At 59.5% G+C, this 18911-nt stretch carries 20 protein-coding genes, 1 tRNA gene and 5 pseudogenes; 16 read left to right on the forward strand and 10 right to left on the reverse strand.

The window, feature by feature from the left end:
* From KHP60_RS21975 to KHP60_RS21985, 4 genes and pseudogenes are all read left to right on the forward strand, one after another.
* Nucleotides 1–199, forward strand: a 199-nt coding sequence (locus KHP60_RS21975) for a hypothetical protein (RefSeq protein ID WP_213566429.1), incomplete at its 5' end; no start/stop codon positions are given.
* Nucleotides 200–446: 247 nt separating this feature from the next.
* Nucleotides 447–1865 (forward strand): calcium-binding protein, encoded by a 1419-nt coding sequence (locus KHP60_RS25755; protein ID WP_213566430.1) that lies wholly within the window; start codon nt 447–449, stop codon nt 1863–1865.
* 106 nt (nt 1866–1971) lie between these two features.
* Nucleotides 1972–2291 (forward strand): annotated as a pseudogene (locus KHP60_RS25915) (SDR family oxidoreductase); the annotation flags it as partial.
* Nucleotides 2292–2446: 155 nt separating this feature from the next.
* Nucleotides 2447–2531 (forward strand) — tRNA-Leu (locus KHP60_RS21985).
* A 171-nt stretch (nt 2532–2702) separates the two neighbouring features.
* On the opposite strand, the gene KHP60_RS21990 is transcribed toward KHP60_RS21985, so the two are convergent.
* Nucleotides 2703–2945, reverse strand: coding sequence for a hypothetical protein (locus KHP60_RS21990; protein ID WP_213566431.1), 243 nt, complete (start codon nt 2943–2945; stop codon nt 2703–2705).
* 819 nt (nt 2946–3764) lie between these two features.
* On the opposite strand from KHP60_RS21990, the gene KHP60_RS25920 reads away from it, so the two are divergent.
* Nucleotides 3765–3929, forward strand: coding sequence for a DUF2188 domain-containing protein (locus tag KHP60_RS25920; protein ID WP_213566432.1), 165 nt, complete (start codon nt 3765–3767; stop codon nt 3927–3929).
* A 60-nt stretch (nt 3930–3989) separates the two neighbouring features.
* Nucleotides 3990–4130, forward strand: a complete 141-nt coding sequence (locus KHP60_RS22000; RefSeq protein ID WP_213566433.1) for a hypothetical protein — start codon at nt 3990–3992, stop codon at nt 4128–4130.
* 505 nt (nt 4131–4635) lie between these two features.
* On the opposite strand, the gene KHP60_RS22005 is transcribed toward KHP60_RS22000, so the two are convergent.
* The gene (locus tag KHP60_RS22005) at nt 4636–5661 is read right to left on the reverse strand and encodes an IS110 family transposase (protein ID WP_213566434.1); all 1026 of its coding nucleotides are present in this window, start codon (nt 5659–5661) and stop codon (nt 4636–4638) included.
* 128 nt (nt 5662–5789) lie between these two features.
* On the opposite strand from KHP60_RS22005, the gene KHP60_RS22010 reads away from it, so the two are divergent.
* On the forward strand, nt 5790–5981 hold the full coding sequence (locus KHP60_RS22010) for a hypothetical protein (RefSeq protein ID WP_213566454.1): 192 nt from the start codon (nt 5790–5792) through the stop codon (nt 5979–5981).
* A 32-nt stretch (nt 5982–6013) separates the two neighbouring features.
* Entirely contained in the window at nt 6014–6235 is a 222-nt protein-coding gene (locus tag KHP60_RS22015; protein WP_249689016.1) for a hypothetical protein, read from the forward strand.
* 56 nt (nt 6236–6291) lie between these two features.
* On the opposite strand, the gene KHP60_RS22020 is transcribed toward KHP60_RS22015, so the two are convergent.
* Nucleotides 6292–7092: a phosphatidylinositol-specific phospholipase C/glycerophosphodiester phosphodiesterase family protein gene (locus tag KHP60_RS22020; protein ID WP_213566435.1), complete on the reverse strand. Its 801-nt coding sequence runs from the start codon at nt 7090–7092 to the stop codon at nt 6292–6294.
* A 283-nt stretch (nt 7093–7375) separates the two neighbouring features.
* On the opposite strand from KHP60_RS22020, the gene KHP60_RS22025 reads away from it, so the two are divergent.
* The 3 genes from KHP60_RS22025 to KHP60_RS22035 all read left to right on the forward strand — a co-directional run bounded on the left by KHP60_RS22025 (nt 7376) and on the right by KHP60_RS22035 (nt 9106).
* Complete coding sequence (locus KHP60_RS22025; protein WP_213566436.1) at nt 7376–7585, forward strand: cold-shock protein; 210 nt, start codon at nt 7376–7378, stop codon at nt 7583–7585.
* Between the two features lie 97 nt (nt 7586–7682).
* Nucleotides 7683–7985: a hypothetical protein gene (locus KHP60_RS22030; RefSeq protein ID WP_213566437.1), complete on the forward strand. Its 303-nt coding sequence runs from the start codon at nt 7683–7685 to the stop codon at nt 7983–7985.
* 329 nt (nt 7986–8314) lie between these two features.
* Complete coding sequence (locus KHP60_RS22035; RefSeq protein WP_213566438.1) at nt 8315–9106, forward strand: restriction endonuclease; 792 nt, start codon at nt 8315–8317, stop codon at nt 9104–9106.
* 13 nt (nt 9107–9119) lie between these two features.
* Here KHP60_RS22035 and KHP60_RS22040 read toward each other — a convergent pair whose 3' ends face one another.
* The 3 genes from KHP60_RS22040 to KHP60_RS22050 form a co-directional block, all read right to left on the reverse strand.
* Nucleotides 9120–9593 carry a sigma factor-like helix-turn-helix DNA-binding protein gene (locus KHP60_RS22040; protein ID WP_213566439.1) on the reverse strand — a complete coding sequence of 158 codons (474 nt, stop codon included), beginning with the start codon at nt 9591–9593 and terminating at the stop codon, nt 9120–9122.
* A gap of 560 nt (nt 9594–10153) precedes the next feature.
* Nucleotides 10154–11032: an alpha/beta hydrolase gene (locus KHP60_RS22045; protein ID WP_213566440.1), complete on the reverse strand. Its 879-nt coding sequence runs from the start codon at nt 11030–11032 to the stop codon at nt 10154–10156.
* A 38-nt stretch (nt 11033–11070) separates the two neighbouring features.
* Nucleotides 11071–11700 carry an NAD(P)-dependent oxidoreductase gene (locus tag KHP60_RS22050; RefSeq protein ID WP_213566441.1) on the reverse strand — a complete coding sequence of 210 codons (630 nt, stop codon included), beginning with the start codon at nt 11698–11700 and terminating at the stop codon, nt 11071–11073.
* A gap of 329 nt (nt 11701–12029) precedes the next feature.
* Here KHP60_RS22050 and KHP60_RS22055 point away from each other — a divergent pair.
* Nucleotides 12030–12936: pseudogene (locus KHP60_RS22055) on the forward strand (IS3 family transposase); the annotation flags it as partial.
* Nucleotides 12937–12943: 7 nt separating this feature from the next.
* On the opposite strand, the pseudogene KHP60_RS22060 reads toward KHP60_RS22055, so the two are convergent.
* A pseudogene (locus tag KHP60_RS22060) lies at nt 12944–13495 on the reverse strand (IS30 family transposase); the annotation flags it as partial.
* Here KHP60_RS22060 and KHP60_RS22065 point away from each other — a divergent pair.
* Nucleotides 13491–14280: pseudogene (locus tag KHP60_RS22065) on the forward strand (DDE-type integrase/transposase/recombinase); the annotation flags it as partial. The pseudogenes KHP60_RS22060 and KHP60_RS22065 overlap by 5 nt on opposite strands.
* A 69-nt stretch (nt 14281–14349) precedes the next feature.
* On the opposite strand, the gene KHP60_RS25760 reads toward KHP60_RS22065, so the two are convergent.
* The 3 genes and pseudogenes from KHP60_RS25760 to KHP60_RS25570 all read right to left on the reverse strand — a co-directional run bounded on the left by KHP60_RS25760 (nt 14350) and on the right by KHP60_RS25570 (nt 16030).
* Nucleotides 14350–15369: a diguanylate cyclase gene (locus KHP60_RS25760; RefSeq protein ID WP_213566442.1), complete on the reverse strand. Its 1020-nt coding sequence runs from the start codon at nt 15367–15369 to the stop codon at nt 14350–14352.
* Nucleotides 15370–15446: 77 nt separating this feature from the next.
* A pseudogene (locus KHP60_RS22075) lies at nt 15447–15752 on the reverse strand (integration host factor subunit alpha).
* 47 nt (nt 15753–15799) lie between these two features.
* Nucleotides 15800–16030: a NepR family anti-sigma factor gene (locus tag KHP60_RS25570; protein WP_311925226.1), complete on the reverse strand. Its 231-nt coding sequence runs from the start codon at nt 16028–16030 to the stop codon at nt 15800–15802.
* 582 nt (nt 16031–16612) lie between these two features.
* Between KHP60_RS25570 and KHP60_RS22085 the strand changes: the two genes are divergently transcribed.
* The 3 genes from KHP60_RS22085 (at nt 16613) to KHP60_RS22095 (ending at nt 18529) form a co-directional block, all read left to right on the forward strand.
* Complete coding sequence (locus KHP60_RS22085; protein ID WP_213566444.1) at nt 16613–17416, forward strand: SDR family NAD(P)-dependent oxidoreductase; 804 nt, start codon at nt 16613–16615, stop codon at nt 17414–17416.
* A 44-nt stretch (nt 17417–17460) separates the two neighbouring features.
* Entirely contained in the window at nt 17461–17880 is a 420-nt protein-coding gene (locus tag KHP60_RS22090; protein ID WP_213566445.1) for a DUF2267 domain-containing protein, read from the forward strand.
* 157 nt (nt 17881–18037) lie between these two features.
* The gene (locus KHP60_RS22095) at nt 18038–18529 is read left to right on the forward strand and encodes a TetR/AcrR family transcriptional regulator (protein WP_213566446.1); all 492 of its coding nucleotides are present in this window, start codon (nt 18038–18040) and stop codon (nt 18527–18529) included.
* Nucleotides 18530–18911: the final 382 nt, after the last annotated feature.

An 18911-nucleotide genomic window follows, 5' to 3' on the forward strand; every position in this document is an offset into this window, starting at 1 on the left:
CTGGCGCTCAAGGGAGGAAGGCTTTCGAGAGATGGCAGATCTTGCCAAGCGTGCTTTGGCCATTGATCCGAACGAGCCTTGGGCCATGATGAGTTATGGCTTCAGCTTGAGCACGATGGGTCACCATGATCGCCACAGGCACACATCCAGCAACGTAACCAGATTAGCCCCCAATCATGGTCAGTCGCCTCCGCGCTAATCTGGGGGATTATGCTCACTGCGAGCTGTTTATCGAGGGGCTGAGAAAGACTGGAGTGCCGGAATGAGGACCTGCTCGGACCAGTGAGGGAACAAGGCAGTATGACACTCCCGGAGCCGATCCCCTGCCGTAATCGCGACACGAACCTGTGATCTCCTCGTTTGCATCAGCCTTGTGCGCAGCGTCGAGCCGCCACCTCGATCAAGAACGGCGGCCTTCTGGCTGATGTCTCCATCAGGGGCGTTGTGTGGGCGAACTTGAGCCCATCGTCTCTCTGGAGGTTGAAATGCCGGCTCCAATCACCATCAGGTACGATCTTGATTCAGGAACGCTCGTTCAACGGGGGAGCCAAAGCCCCGGGGCATCGGGCGCGGCGGAGCAGGACAACTTCCTCGGGAGCTTGATTGCGCTGTCGGGTGCGACCTTCGCGCCAGGGGACACTCAGCTAACTGTCCGGGTCGAGTTCGTTGACCGGGAAAGCGGCGTCAAGCAGTCCCTGCGGCTGAAGGACTTGGGGGTCGGCTCGCCCTACAATCCTTCATCGTTTGTGGGCGCCACACTCGGAGATCCGCCCCCGGCCGTGTTCCCCAACAACCATAAGTTTGCACCCGGATTGAGCTTCGGCGGGCCGAACCTTCCCGCCGGTGCACAGCTGACCGTGGATACCGCCCTCATCGGGGTGCTCGGCGCAGCCCTTCCTCCTCCGAGTATGACGGCAAACCCTGTCACTGATTTCGCTTCACCTAATATCGTTTCGTCAGACCCGAACACCTTCGAGTATGTGATGCTGCCCGACCTCCTCGATGGCAACCAGGAAGTCACGTTCAGCGGGTTCACGCTTAACCTCACAGCCGCTCTGCCGGCGGGCGTATCTAGTTTCTCGCTCGATCAGATGCAGTTCAACCTGGGCAGCGCTCAGGTTGACCTACTTCGAGACGCTCTGCCCCTGCATGACGTCCGCTTTGGCACTGATGCTCGAAACAACTTCACAGCCATGGACGCGCCGGCCATCTTCTTTGGCGAGGGCGGGAATGACAGTCTCACGGGCGGCGGGTTTGCCGATATTCTCTTTGGGCAAGAGGGTCATGATCGACTGTCCGGCGGCTTTGCCAATGACCGCCTGTTCGGCGGCGACGGGAACGACCGGATCAACGGCGGGGGCGATGATGACGAGATCCGGTGTGGGGCCGGCAACGACCGAGCCAATGGCGGCGCAGGCGATGATCGGGTCTTCGGCGGCTCAGGGCATGATCGCCTGAACGGTGGCGAGGGCGATGACCAGCTGCGAGGGGAGAGCGGAGATGATCGCCTCGATGGTGGACTGGGTGCGGACCTGCTGAGGGGCGGGTCAGGCTTCGACCGCTTTACCTTCAGCACATCCCTTGGCCCAGAGAACATCGACACCATCAACGACTTCCGAGGCTCTGATACGATTGTACTGGACAACGATGTGTTCACGGGCTTGACCGCCGGGGTGTTGCGGGGCAGCGCGTTCCGTATCGGCACGACCGCTGTCGACGGCAGCGACCGGATTATCTGCGACACGGTCTCAGGCGCCTTGTATTTCGACCCCGATGGTGTTGGAGGGGCAGACCAAATCCAGTTCGCAACGATTGCCGGAAGCCCCAACAATGTCACCGCGAGAGACTTCCTGGTAATTCTGTAAAGTGGGAATCAGCCTGGTGCAGTGGTGACTCAACCAAAGGCCTGAGAGACGTGTGGTCGCTTCGTTGACGAGACTATGGAGCGCTGGGCCGGATCGACGTACGGGCAACAGTGCGGGCTATGGTCCAGCGCTCCCATTCTCGACATCTCCGACGAACAGTGACACACGGGTTCCAAGGTCTACTTCCTCAACGTGGTCTGCGCGGCACGCCTGGTGCTACCCATCATGGTGCAGCAGAAAGCCGGCTCCATCATCAAAATCTCAACAGCCTGAGCCTCTGCGTCGAGTCCCATGTTCGCGACATCGGCAGTCGTCCGGGTGGTGTTGTCCGCCTACACTACGATTTTCGCCGACCAGCCTACGGGCGACAACGTCCACATGAACAACGTTCTACCCGGCTGGATCGACAACCTGCCGGCCACCGAGGGGTTTTCTGGTTTGACCGGTACGCCCACCGGAAACATTTACCTCGACCCGGATGGGACGGGCTACACACCTCAGATCCTTCGGAGGAAGGTCAAACCGGATCTCGGGCTACCGAAGACAACTTCCTCCTCATCTAAGCCTTCCTATAGCGACCTGCGGACGTGGCGAAATTGGTAGACGCAGGGGTCTTAAAATCCCTCGGGCTTGCTTGTACGGTTTCGGCTCCAGTCGTCCGCACCATTCTCATCTTGGCAAAGACCGGGTATGAGGATGCTCTGGGCTTGTAGCTCATTGGTAAGAGCCGGCCTCTCATAACGGTCTGGTTGGGGGGGCAAGTCCCTCCGCCCGCACCATCCAAGGTCGCACCAATCCCGGCATGACTGACGCGTGCGGGAATGAGGCTCCGTTCGATCACTGCCGTTTCATCCAGTTCTTCCTGATGAGTCCGTTCGGCCCAAAGGCTTCCTCGGCCATCTGTGACATGCGAGACAGGAGGCCGCTATAGTAGGATAAGCGTTCGTCGAAGAAGCTGGCGTGACGCCCGCCCTTCTGCAAATCAGCGGGCTGGAGCTTGAGCTGAGCAAACCGCCTGCCAACCTCAGCGAAGTCGATCTGCCAGGTCGGGCACTTGTCGGTCAGCGTTCTGGCCACCACGAAGTCGTCCAGGGCAGCTTGCTGCGGGTCGCGTGTCTGGCCTCCGCCTAGGGATGACAGAAGAAGAAGGGCAGAGATGACCACGACCGGGAAAATGGCAGGTCGAAGGCCTATGGCCAAGCCGCCCGACTGGCTGGGCGATACTGCGAGACAAGGTTGATGGCGGTTTGAGCACATACCTGCCTCGTCGCCGGCCTCCTCGTTATTCGGCCCATTTTACCACACCCGACATCCTCAACCGAGGGATCCTATGCCGGCACCCCGATAAGGTTAGGCTCAATAACCTACCCAGATTGAAAGGGGACACATCCATGCATCTCTTCGGCGCCCTGCAGCTGGCATTCTAGCCTGAAACCTAGACAACCCGGCAGGCGTCAGGATTGCCCTCCTGAGATACACCCGAGGCGAGGATGGACGACTATTCATCGCGCCGGAGTGCAACTCCTTCGAGGACCCTCGTCCGAGACGCCGGATGGCTCTCAGGAGCCGCCGCCGCGACTTACAAAAAGCATGGACCGTTTGCACTTGACTTTGAAGCGAGTGCGTCGATGGTTGAATCAGATGTCCAGGGTGCTGATGACACCACTCCCCGCACTCTGAGCAAACGATTCAAAGTGACGTGCACTCGTTCTTCAAACCCAGAGTCATGGCGGAATAAGACTTCGAACGGGTTTTCAGAGTAACCTCAAGGGATTGTTGAGCTATCCTTCTGAGCGGTATTCTAAAATGCACTTCTATCCCTTTGAGTTTGTTGCGAAATAGCCGTGAATATCTAGGCTTCAAAGTGGCCTCCAAGGGAGCCACAGCGTGGAACGGGTGGTGGTAACGCGTACAAGGGACAATACCTGGTCAGTCTCGCACGACGGGCGAAGCATCTCAGTTCACTCCACGGAGGAGCAGGCACTCGCTGCCGCGTTCACCTTGGCCTCAGAGCGCAAGCGGCAGGGGGTTGAAGCCGTTGTTGTAGTTGCACCGGAGAGATGAAGGCGATGACGCGCTCATGCCTATGGCACCGTCTGTCGCCATTTGTAGGATTTTCTCAACATGGCTGACGATGATGACAAGCTCCTGGTGGCTCGTGCAAAGTCGCCCGTCAATGACAGGCTGTCTCGCGTGCTCGAATGGTTCGGTTTGCTGGTTGCATTAGGTGCTATCGCCTGGGCCATCCTCTACACGCTCGGGTAGTTGCCGAGGGGGAGATGTTCGCAGCGTGCAGGCTACCCAACGTCGAGGAGCCAAGCGACGAGCCCACGTCGATGGTCTGCCTCCTGAAAAGTGATTCTCCCTGAGGTATGGCTTTTAAGCCGAAGGAGGACTGAAGATGGGTAAGAAGAGGCACACGGCCGAGGAGATCGGTTCCAAGCTGTTGGGGTCGTCCAATTGCGGGCCATTTTGCAAGTAGTTTTTACAATACTCACCCGCTCGAGCCTTGGATCAAGGTCGAGAGACTATGTCGGAGGGGCTGGTCGCGGTGGATCAGAGACACGCCACTTGAGCATCTGCCGGGTGCAGGGTCGTCTTCGCGGTCGACAGCCGTCGCCGCATGATGGAGCTTCGCGGGAGGAGCCTTCCTATGTGGACGACGCACTCGGCTGCATCAGCGGTGCATCCCATCACGCGGATTGGCTCGGCCCACGTCCCGGCCGGGACGTCTCAGCGCGCTCAGCGACTGAACGCGATCCTCAAACCATCAAGCGGCTGCTCCCACGCTCCGGTCGAAGAAGGTGCCGGTCTTGAGCATCGCGTGCATGATCACGGCGAGTTTCCTCGCCACAGCAACGGCTGCCCGCTTAAAGCCAACCCGCTCCCTGAGCTTGAGGCCCCATCTGCGCAGGCCGCTCTCGGCCGAGCTGCGGGTCAGGATGACGGTTGCCGCCTCAAACAGAAGCCCTCGCACATGGCGATCGCCCCGGCGGGAGATATGGCCATCATAGTCGACCTCGCCGGACTGGTAGCGTCGGGTGGTCAGGCCGAGCCAAGCGCCGACGGAACGAGACTTCTTGAAGTTATCCGGATCCTCAATGGCGGTCGCAAACGATGTCGCGGTGATCGCCCCGACGCCGGGGATCGACATGAGAATGTGACAGGCTTGGTTCTGACGCGCGCCGGCCACAAGGTGACGTCCGAGTTCCGTGGCCCGGATCCGCAGGCTGCGCCAGGCCTCCAGCATGGGCAGCACGATCGCAGCGAGCTCGTCCTGGTCGACCAGAAGGCTACGGACATTCTTCTCGAACGTGCTGCCCTTGCCCGCGGGAACAACCAAGCCGAACGTCTTCATGAGCCCTCGAATCTGGTTGGAGAGCTCGGTACAGATCCGCACCAGCCGGGTGCGGGCCGCCACCAGCGTGCGGGTCAGCATGCTGTCGAAGCCCTTTACCCGCACCTCACGGAAGAAGCCGACCTCCGCCAGATGCGCGAGACCGTCGGCATCGTTGGCATCTGTCTTGTTCGCTGCCATATCGAGGGCGGCCTTGGCATGCCGAGCATCGATGCAGATGGCCGGCAGCCCCTCGGTTCGAAGGGAATGATAGAACCACACGGACAAAGTACCGGTCTCGAACATAACCCGCGTCACAGACGGCGCGCGCTTGCGGATCAGGTCAGCAATCAGCCTGGGATCAGAGGGGCACTTGCCGCGCCAGACGCGCTTGCCGTCCCGGCGGATCGACACCGCCGTCTCTTTCATCGACACGTCAAGCCCGATATAGTCGTCCATGGCTGTTCTCCATTCGATGCTTGGGCCCGGCTTCCCGTCGTGAGCCCGTACTTTCATCTTATCGGGGAACAGCCACCGGCTTCCATGAGCGTGATTGGTTCGGGGCGACTCGCTCCCCCGATTACCCCATGTGGACGCCCCCAACGGCCTCGATGTGCCACGGTCACGGTGAGGGTTCTGAAGGTGACCATGAGGTCGGGGATCTGCACGACCTGTTCCGCGCCGCATGGGGCCTCATGACGGAGGAGCAGAAGGTCGACTTCCTTTTCACGGACCAAGAGAAGGCCGTTCTGTCAGCGGCCGGTATCCTCGCCGACTGATCCATCCTCAATCCGCTTAGAAGAGGGAAATCATGAACCGCGCTCGCCCCACCCGTGCTCAGATGAAATCGATCCCCAATTGTTCCAGCGCACACCCGACGGAAGCCGACCTTATGGACAATTTAGTAAGCGGTTCCGTCACCTCTCCTTTGACAACCTATTCGGCGGCACTTGGCATGGGATGTTCATCGGCATCGAAATCGATGGATACCGACATTCTTGAAGCCATATCCAGCCCGTTGCCTAACTCATGAGCTTGGACCAACTGAGATGCGCGCTCACAACGCGCGCATCTCAGTCGCTTATCGGATTACTCGCTTAGAAAAGTCTGCAAGCCCGCAAGATCGTCGGTATTGATCTTGTCGACGCCCGCCGCCTTCAGCTCTTTCCAGATTGCCTCTCGTTGCGGTCCGGGCTGGTCAGGTGTCGACCAGAACCGGATGGTCCAGCCCTTGCTATGGGCTGTCTTCACTATATCCTGCAATCTGGCCTTTTCGGCGGAGGGCATCTCTCCCGCGCCTTTCCAGGTGAACACCTTGGTCCAGTTGTCGCTCAGGAGCGGCATGAAGGATGCCGGCATGTCGGAGTTCAGGTCAGGCATGCGGCCATCATACCCGGCATAGCGAACCTTCTCCGAGAGCATGTGGTCTTTCGGGCGGTTGCCAGACACGACCGCGGTGACGGCGCCTGCCTGAACCTTGCCGTCGCGAACGACTGTCAGAATGTCCGCATATTTGGAAAGCACCTCAGCCAAAGCCTTGTAGGTCGGCTCGCCTTCGGTTTTGATATCGATCAGGAGTGTAAATCCCTCACTGCCGGGATAGACCCTGCCACCTTTCTCTGTGATGCGCTTCTTCAGAGGGTCCAGGTATAGAGCCCCCAGGGTCCTCTCAGGCTTGATATGGGCCTCCTCATGCGCCACCAGCAGCTTGCCATCCACAAGCCAAATGTCGGCCTCGACGCCGGTAAAGCCATGGTCGAGGGCATCGAGGAGCGGCCGCTGATGCTCATAGTCATTGTGAGCATGGGCTTGAGCAAGAGGCTTCACCTCAGCGGCAGAGACCATCGCCGGTGCAAATGCGAGGGCAGCGGCCAGGAACAGGGTCTTCATGTTTCCTCCAGTAGTTTCATCTGCTTGTTAGGGCTGCTGGTCTTCCAAGGATCGGTGACACACTGATGACGGCACAGTCCTTAGCCGGCTCATACCCTGATCTAGGAAGTAGGTCTGGGCCGTTGCGAGGCAACTCCGCTGATCTTCCGTCATTTACTATCCTTCCGCCACTTTATTGCCACGGTTACCTTGCCCAACTAGCCTCCTTCGCGTGATCGATGGGTCACCGGAGGGCGGAGCAGGACGTTCCGTCGGAGGGAACCTTAAGGGACTAGAGACGAGAATGGCGACTGGGACAGTAAAGTGGTTTAACGAAACCAAAGGATACGGCTTCATCCAGCCGGACAATGGCGGCAAGGACGTGTTCGTTCATATTTCAGCCGTGGAGCGCGCAGGCCTCCGGGGTTTGGCGGAAGGCCAGAAGGTTTCCTACGAGGTCGAACAGGACCGTCGCTCGGGGAAAGAGTCTGCGACCAACCTGCAGCAGGTCTAAGACCTCTCACATTCGCGGATTAAACCGCCTCAACAATGAGCCGCTCCGCCTCGGGGCGGCTTTTTCGTTGTGCCTGCCAAACTGGAGAACCCCGACGATGGAGACCTCGACCCCTGACTTCCTTAGCGACGAACGTTTCATCAGCGAGCACCGCAGGGTCTTCGTGATGTTCATGGGCCGCGACGGCTACTCAGAGCAAATGTCGACTGAGGAGTTCCCTCGCTTACGTGAGACCGTCAAACCGTATGCCTGGCTGAAGGCGTATCTGCGCCTGCAGCGGACTGGATCCCGCTTCGCTCTCGACCGGCGCAAGAAAATGGAGATCGCGGAGATCTACCATAAGGCAGGGGAGCATGCGTACTACGGCTATTGCGTTGCCCTCGGCATCAAGCCCGAGTGATTGAACCTTCCTGCATCTGCTCATCATCTCTCCCTATGATCAATCGGCACAGGTGAACTATCTCAGATGGTAAGCCACTCAGGACTTGCCGATCCTCCTTTATACAGGGCTCTTTGTCATCCAGCGAGATGAAGGCAGCACGGCCGAAGAGTTGCAGGAGTTCGCCGGTCAAATGCTTGACCGGACCCGGATCACCAGACAGTAGCTGCCGAAATAATCCTGTGAGTTCCAGTGGGCCTAGATCTTTGCGAAGCTGCTGGTAACCTCAGTCGGCTATCCAACTCTCTCGCAGTAACACTGAAAGCCGCCGCCGACAGCCGGATAAGGAAATGTTTCGGTACCTCTGGAGACATAAGGCGTTCAGCGCCGTGCTGCTCTTCCTCTTCGGCCTTGGCTTGCATCTCCAGCCGATCGCCGCCTGGCTCGGGCTCGCGCTGCTGCTATTCCTGCGCCTGACCAAGGTTCACTCGTTTCTGATGATCTATGACCTAACAGACCGGGCAGCCCTGACACATGTCAGGACGTTAGCGACAAAACGCGCCCATATGCTCTCCCCCGACGAATATGGGAACGTCTCGGAGGACGCCTGGGACAAACACCTCGCGACCTTCATCAAGAAGACGCTCCTGCCGGAGTTTCAACGCAGGAAGATTGATCATCTCTTAGCCAAGGATCCAAAACGGTCTGTCGCCCGCCTCAGGACACGGATCAACCGGATCATCGACCGGCGCCAGCCCGCCGAGCGGACGGTTGAATTGGACGACACGTTGACTGGCAGAGAGTTCGAGATCTACTGCCGCGAGGTCCTGCAGGAGGCAGGATGGCGTGCTGCACTTACGCCCGGATCAGGCGACCAGGGTGCCGACATCATTGCGGAGAAAGATGACCGTCGGGTTGTGATTCAGTGCAAGTTCTACAACGGCACCGTCGGCAACAAGGCGGTTCAGGAAGCCTATGCTGCCGCGGCGTTTCAAGATGCCCCTTATGCTGTGGTGGTCACCAATTCGGTTTTTACCAAGTCGGCCCACCGGCTCGCGCACAAGAATGGCGTGCTGCTGATGCACCATACCGATCTGCCCCGGCTCGACCTGATCGTCACCAGCGGGGCCGGGTCCCGCTGATACAAGAATCCGTTCAGTCGCTCGACACCTTAAGAAAATCGTCGATCGACAACTGCGCCGAATTGGACGGCTTCGCCTTCGGCTTCTTCGGACCTTCGTCGGCTCCTGCTGCCACAGGCTGCTTGCGCGGGATCGGCGTGTCTTCGGACTGCATGCGCTTCATCCGAGCCTTCGCCTTGTCTCGCGCTTGGGCCTCCTCGGACTGCGGATCCTCGGTCAACCATTTTCCGCGCTTGATCACCTCGTTCACGCGCCCCTGGTTGATCCCAAGCTGGAAGGCGATCTCCTGCTGGGTCATGTCCGTGGTGCTATGAAGCTCGAGGATTTTGCGGGCGAGCTCGGGCGTCATCTTGCGTCCGGACAACCGACGGGCCGGTGCAACCGATCGCGTCTTCTTCTCCTCCTTGCGCATCTTCTCCAAGATAGCCAAGGCCATCTGCATGCCTTGGGCGCGCAGGGCTTCTTCGAATTGCTTCAGCGTAGCCAAAAGAGAGACTCCTGAACTCCTGCTCCGATGCACTCACACCGGTTCAGACTGACTTTTGAACGACGAAGAGGTGGTGAGACGTTCCGCCAGCCCCGCACGGCTATTTGGAGAGGCCAGCCGACTTAAGCCGACCAGAAACAGAATGAGTCCATGATTCGCGTTTTTCAAGCTCGGCTATTCTAATTGGTTGTTGATTTGTTCCTTAGGCCGAGCGTTCCCGCATCCCCTACAGCCTTGTCGGTCGCAATGTCCCGCGGCTAGGATTATCCCGGGGTTCCGACAACCAACCGGCGCTCTGGAGCGCCGCCCACGGCGAGAGAGCACTGGCCCTAGACATCCCAAGTGCCCCAGGAACGATGGTCATCCTGCAGTCCCAAGCTCCCCCACTTACTCGTACAACAACCTATAGTTGGTATAAACCCTGCATTTTCTGGCACCCAGCCTCTCGTGTTCAATTAAGGGTATAGATCTTATTGAGAAGGCCGCGGGTCATGCCACCGCACCTTTCGCGGGTGCCTTTCCCCGCCCAGTTTCGCGCCAGCATAGGTGCCAGTTCGGCGTTAGGGAGCCTCCAGCGCGGTTTCGATCAGGCGGCGGACGTCCGCCCATGCCGGTGCACTCGGAACAACTAAATCGAAATGTCCTGCGTCAGGGATGTCCACAAAACGGACGCTTCCAGCTTTGCCCTGTCGAGCGCGGGTATAATCACGCGCCACATAAGGTGGCACGAGTCGATCGAGCACGCCGCTCACCATCACAACCGGGGCTTCTGGTGGCGGGAGGGTCGCAGGCGACACTTCCGCCTGTCGACCCGCAGGTGCCAGGCTCTCGATGATTCCGTTTCCGCAGTGCAGTGGGATAAACCTGGCAAAGGTCTTGAGATCGCCCACTCCGGCCAGGATGATCACCGCACGGGGCATGAACGGCGAGGACACATGCAACGGGCTTGCCGTCGGGAGCCCCTTGCGGGCTGCAGCCCAGAGAGCCAGATGCCCGCCGGCCGAATGCCCGACCAGCACCGTGCGCGACAAGTCCAGATGGTACGTCGGCGCATCATCCCGCAGACGGTCGATCGCAGCGCTAACATCCTGGAAGGTGCCGGGGTAGCCGCCCCCCGTTTCATTGGCCCGGCGGTAACCAAGGCTCCAGACGGCAATCCCGCGCTCTGCCAAATGTGCTCCGAGATGCCGCAGTTGTTCCCGGCCTGATGCAGCGGTGCTCCAGCAGCCGCCGTGGATGAGGATCGCTACGGGGTGAGGGCCAGACCCTGCCGGTAGGAAAATGTCGATTCCTTGAGGGGGCTCGGCACCGTAGCGGACCTGCAGCGTAGGCTCCGGCCGTGCGAGGGCAATAAAGGCTGACAGTTCCACCGGATCAGCGGCCGAAGCTGCGCTGGCTGTGATCGACGTCAGCAGAGCAAGTGTGGCGCAGCGTTTCATCACGATCTCCTTTGTTCGGAGCGGCGCGGTGGTGACCGTCAATAGGCGATAGCTGGTGCCATATTCAGGTAGCTGTTGTCCGTCGCTTGTCGCATCATGAAATCAGCAACATCGGCTCGCGCGATATGACTGCTTTTGGCGGGAATGCCATAGACGGCAGTTCGGTACTGCCCAGTCCACCGACCATTGGTCAGTGGCAGGGGGCGCACGGCAATCCACTCCGGTGCATGGTCCTGGATTTCCTCCAGTGCTCGCCGATGATCAGCCAGAGTGTGACGGATCATGCGCTTAGCAAGAAACAGGAGTGCTGCTCCTCGAAGATCCTGTGCCGTCTCGCCTAAGACACCGAAATTCGACAGAAAAACGAGCCGCCGCACCTGTTGCACCTGCATTGCTTGCACAATGTTGCGGGCGCCCGTTGAATAGAGGGTCGTAGGTCCCCTCGATTTATCGCCGATGGTGCAATACACCACGTCCTGTCCTGCGAGTGCGCGGGTCACCGACCCTGTGTTCAGTACATCGCAGGGTACAACACGAAGCTGCGCATGTTGAATGTCGACTGCAGCAGGGTTCCGGACAGCTGCCGTGACCTGATGGTCTTGTGCGAGAGCGTGCTCAAGAAGGCGGCGGCCCACTCCCCGGCTTGCGCCGATGATCAGAACCTTCATCGATCGCTTTCCTTATTGGTTTAAGCGTGATCGTTTCTGAAGGATTGCCGCTTTCTGGTCTTGTTGTCGGTGCCGCGGAACACACGTCCCACATTTCAGATGTGAGGTCCGACGACATCGCTTCAACTTTCTGATCGTCAGATCTACCTCTGAGATGCGCTGCTGATCCTGTTGCTGCTGTGGACCAGTGGGCAGCGCAGGAGCGCTGTCCACAGGTCCACAGCCGAAGCGCGGAGGAAGACGATGGATCTGCCGAAGGCGCGTCTCTGATCCTCCCTCACTTTGACGGACACCTCTGATACCTTCCTGGGGGAGCGAGAAGGTGTTTGATGACGAAGACAAGGCGAGAATTCACACCCGAGTTCAAGCGAGAGGCCGTCGCACTGCTGGAGAGCAGTGGCCGACCAACCATGCAGATTGCGACCGAGCTGGGGATCTCTCCCTCGATGCTGCGCAACTGGCGGGCCCTTGCCCATGGGGGTGCGCCCCGGTCCAGGGCCGCTCCCACGCCGTTGCCGGCGGGCACCGCACCCCCGACCGATCAGGCGGCGGAAATCGCCCGGCTGCGCCGTGAACTCGATCGCACCCGCATGGAGCGGGATGTGTAAAAAAAGCCATCGGCATCTTTGCGGAGATGCCCAAATGAGGTTTCGTTTCATCGAGCAGCATGCCCGTACCTTTCCAGTGCGGCTCATGTGCCGCGTGCTCCAGGTCTCGCCCAGCGGCTATTACGCATGGCGCTCCCGGCCGGAGAGCCGAAGAGCCCTCGCCAACCGCGGCCTGCTGCAAGAGGTGTATCGGCTCCATGGTCAGCATCAGGGCCGTTATGGCAGCCCGAGAATGCACGCAGCCTTGAGAGCAGAAGGCCACCGGGTCAGCCGCGGCCGGGTCGAGCGGCTGATGCGCCGGCATGGCATTCGCGCCCTGGCCCGCCGGCGCTTCCGGCCTGCAACGACAGACAGCCGTCATCAGCTGCCGGTTTCGCCCAACCTGCTGCAGCAGAAGTTCACGGCATCTGTCCCCAACCGCGTGTGGCTGGCCGATATCACGTACATTCCAACCGGTGAGGGCTGGCTGTATCTCGCCGCTGTGCTGGATTTGGCGACCCGGAAGGTGGTGGGTTGGGCCATGCGCGATCACATGCGCACCGAGCTGACCCTTGGCGCTCTGATCATGGCCGCCCAGCGGCAGCGGCCGGGTCCTGGGCTTATTCACCATTCGGATCGTGGCAGCCAAGACGGATTCAAACGGTCGTCGCAACACGTATTCTGTTGCCCTCCCGCAGCCACTCGTCAAGCACCTCGGCAGGGGTTCTCCAGCTCAGCGTCTTTCTCGGCCTTGCGTTGAGGGAAGCTGCCACAGCCGCGATCTCCTCGGCGCTGTGCACACTCAGATCGGTGCCTTTCGGGAAGTACTGACGCAGCAGTCCGTTGGTGTTCTCGTTGGTGCCACGTTGCCAAGGACTGTGGGGATCACAGAAGTAGACTTGGATGCCCGCATTGATCTTGAGACGAGCATGCTGGGCCATTTCGGCTCCCTGATCCCAGGTCAGCGATCGGCGCAGCTCTTCGGGTAAGGTGATGATGGTGCGCGTGATCGCGTCGCGCACAGCCTCGGCCCCATGCCCAGCCAGCGCCGGCCCGTTCGTGAGGCGCGACACGTCACCATGGCCCGCGAGGCGAGGAAGATGCAGCAGCATCGTGAACCGGCTTGTGCGCTCGACCAGGGTGCCAATCGCCGAGCTGCCAAGACCCAGGATGAGGTCTCCTTCCCAGTGGCCTGGCACCGCCCGATCGGCCGCCCAGAAGGTCTTTGCCGGCTAGGAGGCGCTCATCCTGTTCCTGCGCCGAGAGCGGCGGCTCGGGGTCAAGCAACTGCGCAATGAGCGGATCCGGCAGCACGATCTGACGCTGTCGCTCGACACCATCCATCGGACACTCGTCCGCAATAGCGCAGGTTCTCAAGCGCCCGCGCCGATGGCGCAAGGGAACGCGACGCTACAGCCGTCCGATCCCTGGGGACCGCGTACAGATAGACGTCTGCAAGATCAGGCCAGGCGTTTACCAGGACACCGCGATCGACGATTGCAGCCGCTACAAGGTGCTCGGCGTCTACAGCCGCGCCACGGGCGCCAATACCCTCGACTTTCTGGAGCGGCTCATCGAGGAAATGCCGTTTCCAATCCAACGCATTCAAACTGATCGCGGGCGAGAGTTCTTCGCCGAAGCCATCCAGCAGCGCCTGATGGACTGGGCGATCAAGTTTCGGCCGATCCCGCCCCGCTCGCCCCATCTGAACGGCAAGGTCGAACGGACACACCGCACGGATCGGGAGGAATTCTGGGACATGGTTGATCCCAAGGATCCGGAGATCGAGGCGAAGCTGTCGGAGTGGCAGCATCACTGGAACTGGCATCGGCCGCACACCGCACTGGGCGGCATGTCACCTATCGACCGTGTCTGCGAGCTCCTCGATAAGACGCCTCTCGGCGAAGCTGTTGAGGCGGTCTACGACGGCAGCCGCGAGCGCATCAGGATTGCCGATTACCGGCTAGACATCGCCCTGGCTCAGCTGAAATGATGTCCCCAGACCCTACATTTCAGATCGTCCAAAGGCGCCTCTTGGCTGGCACACCGCTTTACGACTCTTTCATGGGAAAGATCCAACAACAGCGCGATTCCTTCCAGACTTCTTTGCTTCATATAATCTAGCATCCGCAGCCGAGACCAGCCTCTCTGCACTGAGTTTATTCGCGGGATCAGCCGCAACCGCTCCCATGCTCACCGTCACCAGTCCGTCAATTCCTCTGGGATGAGGGATTTGCGCTGCAGCCAAGTTCTCTCTTAGCCTCTCAGCGACCTCCAAAGCACCATGCTGATCAGTCGACGGCAGGATCAGGGCGAACTCCTCACCGCCATAGCGGGCCACCACATCGTCCGGTCTCCGGGCCGCCTGTGCCAAGATGCCGGCGAACTGACGAAGAACATTGTCACCCGCCTGGTGCCCAGCCGTGTCATTGAGCGCTTTGAAGTGGTCGAGATCGAGCAGCAGCAATGACAACGGCTCGTTTGTCCGACGTCCCCGCCGAACAGCGCGCTCAAGGGCTTGGTCAAAGACGCGACGATTGGCGATGCCCGTCAGCCCGTCTGTCTGGGCTACACGCTCCAGATCCTGGTTGCGTTGCCAGAGTTCGACTTCGTCCATCGAAACCGCCGCCAGATCGATCAACGTCGAGACGTCGAATCCAGCAGCATCCTGCGGCTCGCGCTTGAGTATGCAGAATGAGCCGACCGCTGCGCCTTCAGGCGTCAGCAGCGGAACGCCGGCATAGAAGTGGAACGGCAGGAGCGGCACCACCGGATGCCCATCGAGCGTGGGCTCCTTCTGCATGTCACCGAAGACCAGAGGCTCGCCAGAGGCGATCATGATCTGGCACACGGACTGTTCGCGCTCAATCGACGAACCAATGCCGTCGCCCGTGATCGCCTTCATCCACTGGTAGCGGTCATCCACGAAGCTGAGGAACGCGACATCAGCGCCATACACTCTCGAGGCTATGCGTGTGAGCCGGTCGAAGCGCTCGTCCTGCGGCGTATCGAGAATCCCGCACGAGAGAAGAAAATCGAGCCGCTCGGCTTCGTTGGCCGGCGGCGGAGGCACAACAAACACGTCAAAACTCCTGCGAAAGGCAAATACCTGCTGAGAGCGGGTCACCTATGTCAGGGGCGGGTTAACCGCGCCTTAGATCAGGCGCCCACAGGATCGCCGTTCACACGATCCTTCAGCTTATGGGATGGGGTGAAGGTCACGACGCGGCGTGGCTCGATTGAGACCTCAACCCCGGTCTTTGGATAGCGTCCGATCCTCTCGGCTTTGTTCCGAACCGTGAAATTCCCGAACCCTGAGAGTTTCACGTTCTCGCCTGGCTCCAGCGTATCGCAGATCTCGGCCAGGACCTAGTCGGAGAGCGCCACCGCTTCATGGCGGGGCAGAGCAACAGCCTCGACGATGGTCTGGGCCAGATCCGCTCGGTTCACGTTCCTGCTGGTCATCAGATCATCCCACCGTGTTAAGGGTGCCCTCACCAGAGGCGCGTGCCCTACGGGGGAGATGTCTCCTCAAGCTTAAGCACAAGAGCTTTCAGGTGCTCTGGCATGTCCGCCGCGAGCACATCGTCGTATAGGCTCCTCAGGGAGTGCCCAATGACAAAGACCACCTGCTCCTGGGAGAAGTTCAAGGTGTTGGGGATGTCTCGCGACCAATCCCGATTGTTTCTCTGTTGCATGGCATAGTTCTCACAGCTTTGCCCTGCATTGCCCCTGATTAACATATGTTGGAAGGCAACCCACGGCGCCGAATCCGGTTTCAGCTCGGCCGTATGTTACAGATCTTGCTTGGAAGAGCTCACCTTCCGACCGTTGGACCTCAACTTAGAAGCGTAGCCAGAGCGAGACTGACACTCGCAATACTAGTTAGTAACCACGGCCACCAAGTTGGCAACGCCCTATCGTTACGTCCCGTCATTGCTGCCCCTGTCTTTGGGCGGGCCTAGTATGGCCAGCTGCCAATCCTAATACCTTGATCCACCATAACAAGAGCCGATCGGCTCGCGGCTCCACACTCAGAACTGCATTATCGTGCGTCTCAAAAGGCCCCTGCTCAATGAAGTTCCTCTCGAGTTGGCGACACATCGCAGGGCCCGAGGCGGCTGACCATACAGGCGCAGACCGATCCGGCAGTGGCCCTAAGACTCGACCGGCCCTTCTCTGCGAACCGTCGGGCTGATGCGGCAACTTCCGATGCTGGGTTGCCTAGAAATACTTCAATTACCTGTCGGGTAACCGATCTTGCTTGAACGCTGCTCTAGCCTTCGAGGCACATCATCAATGGACTGAAGATGAAAGGATGAACAATGGGTGCGCTCAATAAAATTACTGCCGGTGTCAATAAGCAGACCGGAGGTAAGGTGCTGGCGGATCGCATTGCCCTCGTCACGGGTGGCACCAGTGGCATTGGGGAGGCAACTGCTCAGGCCTTCGCTCAGGCCGGAGCTATTGTTGTCATCAGCGGACGCCGGCGCGATGTCGGGGACGGGATCGTCGCCTCGATCATCGCCGCTGGAGGCGATGCTCACTTCATTTCATGCGATCTGAGAGCGCCGAACGACGTTGAGCAACTGGTTCAGTGCTGCCTGACCGAGTGTGGGGGCCTCGACATCGCATTCAACAATGCGGGGGTTCTAGGTTGTCCCAATCTGATCGCAGAGGAAACCGTAGAGAACTACAACGAGGTCTTTGAGACCAACGTTCGTGGCACGCTCCTATGCATGAAATACCAAATGGCCCACTTAATTGGACAGGGACATGGCGTCATCATCAACAATACCTCGGTCTATGGCGCGGTCGGCTTCGCCCAATGCGGATCGTATGTTGCCGCCAAACATGCGATTGAGGGTCTTACAAAGGTCACTGCGCTGGAAGGGGCGCGGCATGGTGTACGGGTCAACGCCATTGCGCCAGGCTACACGAGAACCAGCGTTCGCTCGCACCTCGATCTTGGTGCCGATGTCGACCAATACATGACTGGCCTTCATCCGATTGGCCGGATCGGCGAGCCATCTGAAGTGGCCGCGGCTGCGGTGTTTCTCGCATCGGAGAGCGCAAGTTTTATTACAGGAGCGAGCCTTCCGGTTGATGGCGGCTGTCTGGCTCAATAGTCTGATACCCGTTGAATAAGCCTGCCATGGGCCGGAGAGCCATCATGACCATACCAATGGAGCTTCAGCATGCTTCAGAAGACTTCGAGAGGTTCCTCGTGGATGCGCGAGATCTCTCCGGCCTCGCGACACGCAATCAGGTGTATACGATGGTGCAAGCCGTCCTGCAGGTCTTTCGCCGGCGGCTTGATGTGAAAGAAGCGATCAACTTCGCCAATGTGCTTCCTCCCATTCTGAGAGCAATCTTTGTCACCGACTGGGACATTGATGAGTCGAGGCGGCCGTTCGAGAACCGCCGGATCATGACTGCGGAGGTGCAGGCGCTGCGGGCAGACCACAACTTCGCGCCTGACACAGCAATCAGGGACGTTGCCCTTGCATTGCGATGGCACATCGACGAGGCGGCTTTCAATCGCACTCTCACGCAGATGCCGAAGGGCGCTTCGGAGTTCTGGTGTATTTAGGTCTAATTCGGTTTCGTGCCCGAACTCCAAGCGGATTTTGTCTTTGCAGCAGTCTTTGCGAATCCACCTGAGCCGCCACAAATACGCGTGTTGAGTTCGAAGCAAATTCTGGAGGGTAGTGATGTCGATCGATTTACAGGAGAGCTTGTGAAGCGAGATGGGTTCGGGACGGCTGACGCTGGATACGGTGGCCGAGCGCGCTGGGCTCAGCAAGGGTGGGCTTCTCTACAACTTTCCCACCAAGGAGGCATTGCTTCAGGCCATGATCCAGCGCCTCGTCGATGAGGTTGCGGCGGAGCGGGAGGCCCTCCGCGCTCAGGCCGAGCCCGGGCGCAACTTGGAAGCACGCCTGTGCACGGCGGCGTTGCTCAAGCTGCGCCAGGGCAGGACGAAGGAGGTCGCCAGTGGCATGCTGGCAGCCTCGGCTGAGAACCCGCACCTGCTTGATCCCGTGCGCGAGGTCATCAAGGCGACCCTGGACAACCTGAAAGCGACGTCGGATGATCTGGACGCGGCGCTGGTGGGCTGGCTGGCCATTGAGGGCCTGAACAGCCTCGAGATGCATGACCTCAGCCCTTTTTCGGAGAAGGAGCACGAGCGGATTGTCCAGGCCGTCAACCGCCTGTTGCGGAAGGGACTTGCTGAATAGCGGGCATCATCATCAGAGCCAGAGGGTGATCGGGCGAAATATCAGAAAGACATGACATCGTCAGCCACCCCGCTACGCCCGCCGCCCCTTCCCGGCCGAGGTTCAGCTACACCATCTGACTTTATCTCCAATGAGGTGGGCCGTTGCCTTGCAGAGCAGTTCATCAACAGTATCTGCCATGATCGGTCTTGCCGAACTCCCCGGGGTGCAGTGAGCCCACCCCACTACTAAATTACGTGTAAGGTCGGGGACTTGGATGGAAGTTGGATATCTGCCCCTCCTCCGCTTTGCGCCGACTTGCATGCTGCGGCGCCCCACCTGGACCTAAGTCGGGTCAGACCTCGGACCTCAGTACGTATTGAACGCTTCATCATCTCCGTCA

The organism is Microvirga sp. 3-52 (assembly GCF_018383585.1).
Taxonomy (GTDB): Bacteria; Pseudomonadota; Alphaproteobacteria; order Rhizobiales; family Beijerinckiaceae; genus Microvirga.

Coding starts and splice junctions, on each gene's coding strand:
- KHP60_RS22015 (WP_249689016.1), top strand. CDS start 6,014: ATGAACCGCGCTCGCCCCACCCGTGCTCAGATGAAATCGATCCCCAAT.
- KHP60_RS22085 (WP_213566444.1), top strand. CDS start 16,613: ATGGGTGCGCTCAATAAAATTACTGCCGGTGTCAATAAGCAGACCGGA.
- KHP60_RS25570 (WP_311925226.1), bottom strand. CDS start 16,030: ATGTTAATCAGGGGCAATGCAGGGCAAAGCTGTGAGAACTATGCCATG.
- KHP60_RS22090 (WP_213566445.1), top strand. CDS start 17,461: ATGACCATACCAATGGAGCTTCAGCATGCTTCAGAAGACTTCGAGAGG.
- KHP60_RS22030 (WP_213566437.1), top strand. CDS start 7,683: ATGGAGACCTCGACCCCTGACTTCCTTAGCGACGAACGTTTCATCAGC.
- KHP60_RS22010 (WP_213566454.1), top strand. CDS start 5,790: ATGTGGACGCCCCCAACGGCCTCGATGTGCCACGGTCACGGTGAGGGT.
- KHP60_RS22095 (WP_213566446.1), top strand. CDS start 18,038: ATGGGTTCGGGACGGCTGACGCTGGATACGGTGGCCGAGCGCGCTGGG.
- KHP60_RS22045 (WP_213566440.1), bottom strand. CDS start 11,032: ATGAAACGCTGCGCCACACTTGCTCTGCTGACGTCGATCACAGCCAGC.
- KHP60_RS22020 (WP_213566435.1), bottom strand. CDS start 7,092: ATGAAGACCCTGTTCCTGGCCGCTGCCCTCGCATTTGCACCGGCGATG.
- KHP60_RS22035 (WP_213566438.1), top strand. CDS start 8,315: ATGTTTCGGTACCTCTGGAGACATAAGGCGTTCAGCGCCGTGCTGCTC.
- KHP60_RS22025 (WP_213566436.1), top strand. CDS start 7,376: ATGGCGACTGGGACAGTAAAGTGGTTTAACGAAACCAAAGGATACGGC.
- KHP60_RS22005 (WP_213566434.1), bottom strand. CDS start 5,661: ATGGACGACTATATCGGGCTTGACGTGTCGATGAAAGAGACGGCGGTG.
- KHP60_RS22000 (WP_213566433.1), top strand. CDS start 3,990: ATGGCTGACGATGATGACAAGCTCCTGGTGGCTCGTGCAAAGTCGCCC.
- KHP60_RS22050 (WP_213566441.1), bottom strand. CDS start 11,700: ATGAAGGTTCTGATCATCGGCGCAAGCCGGGGAGTGGGCCGCCGCCTT.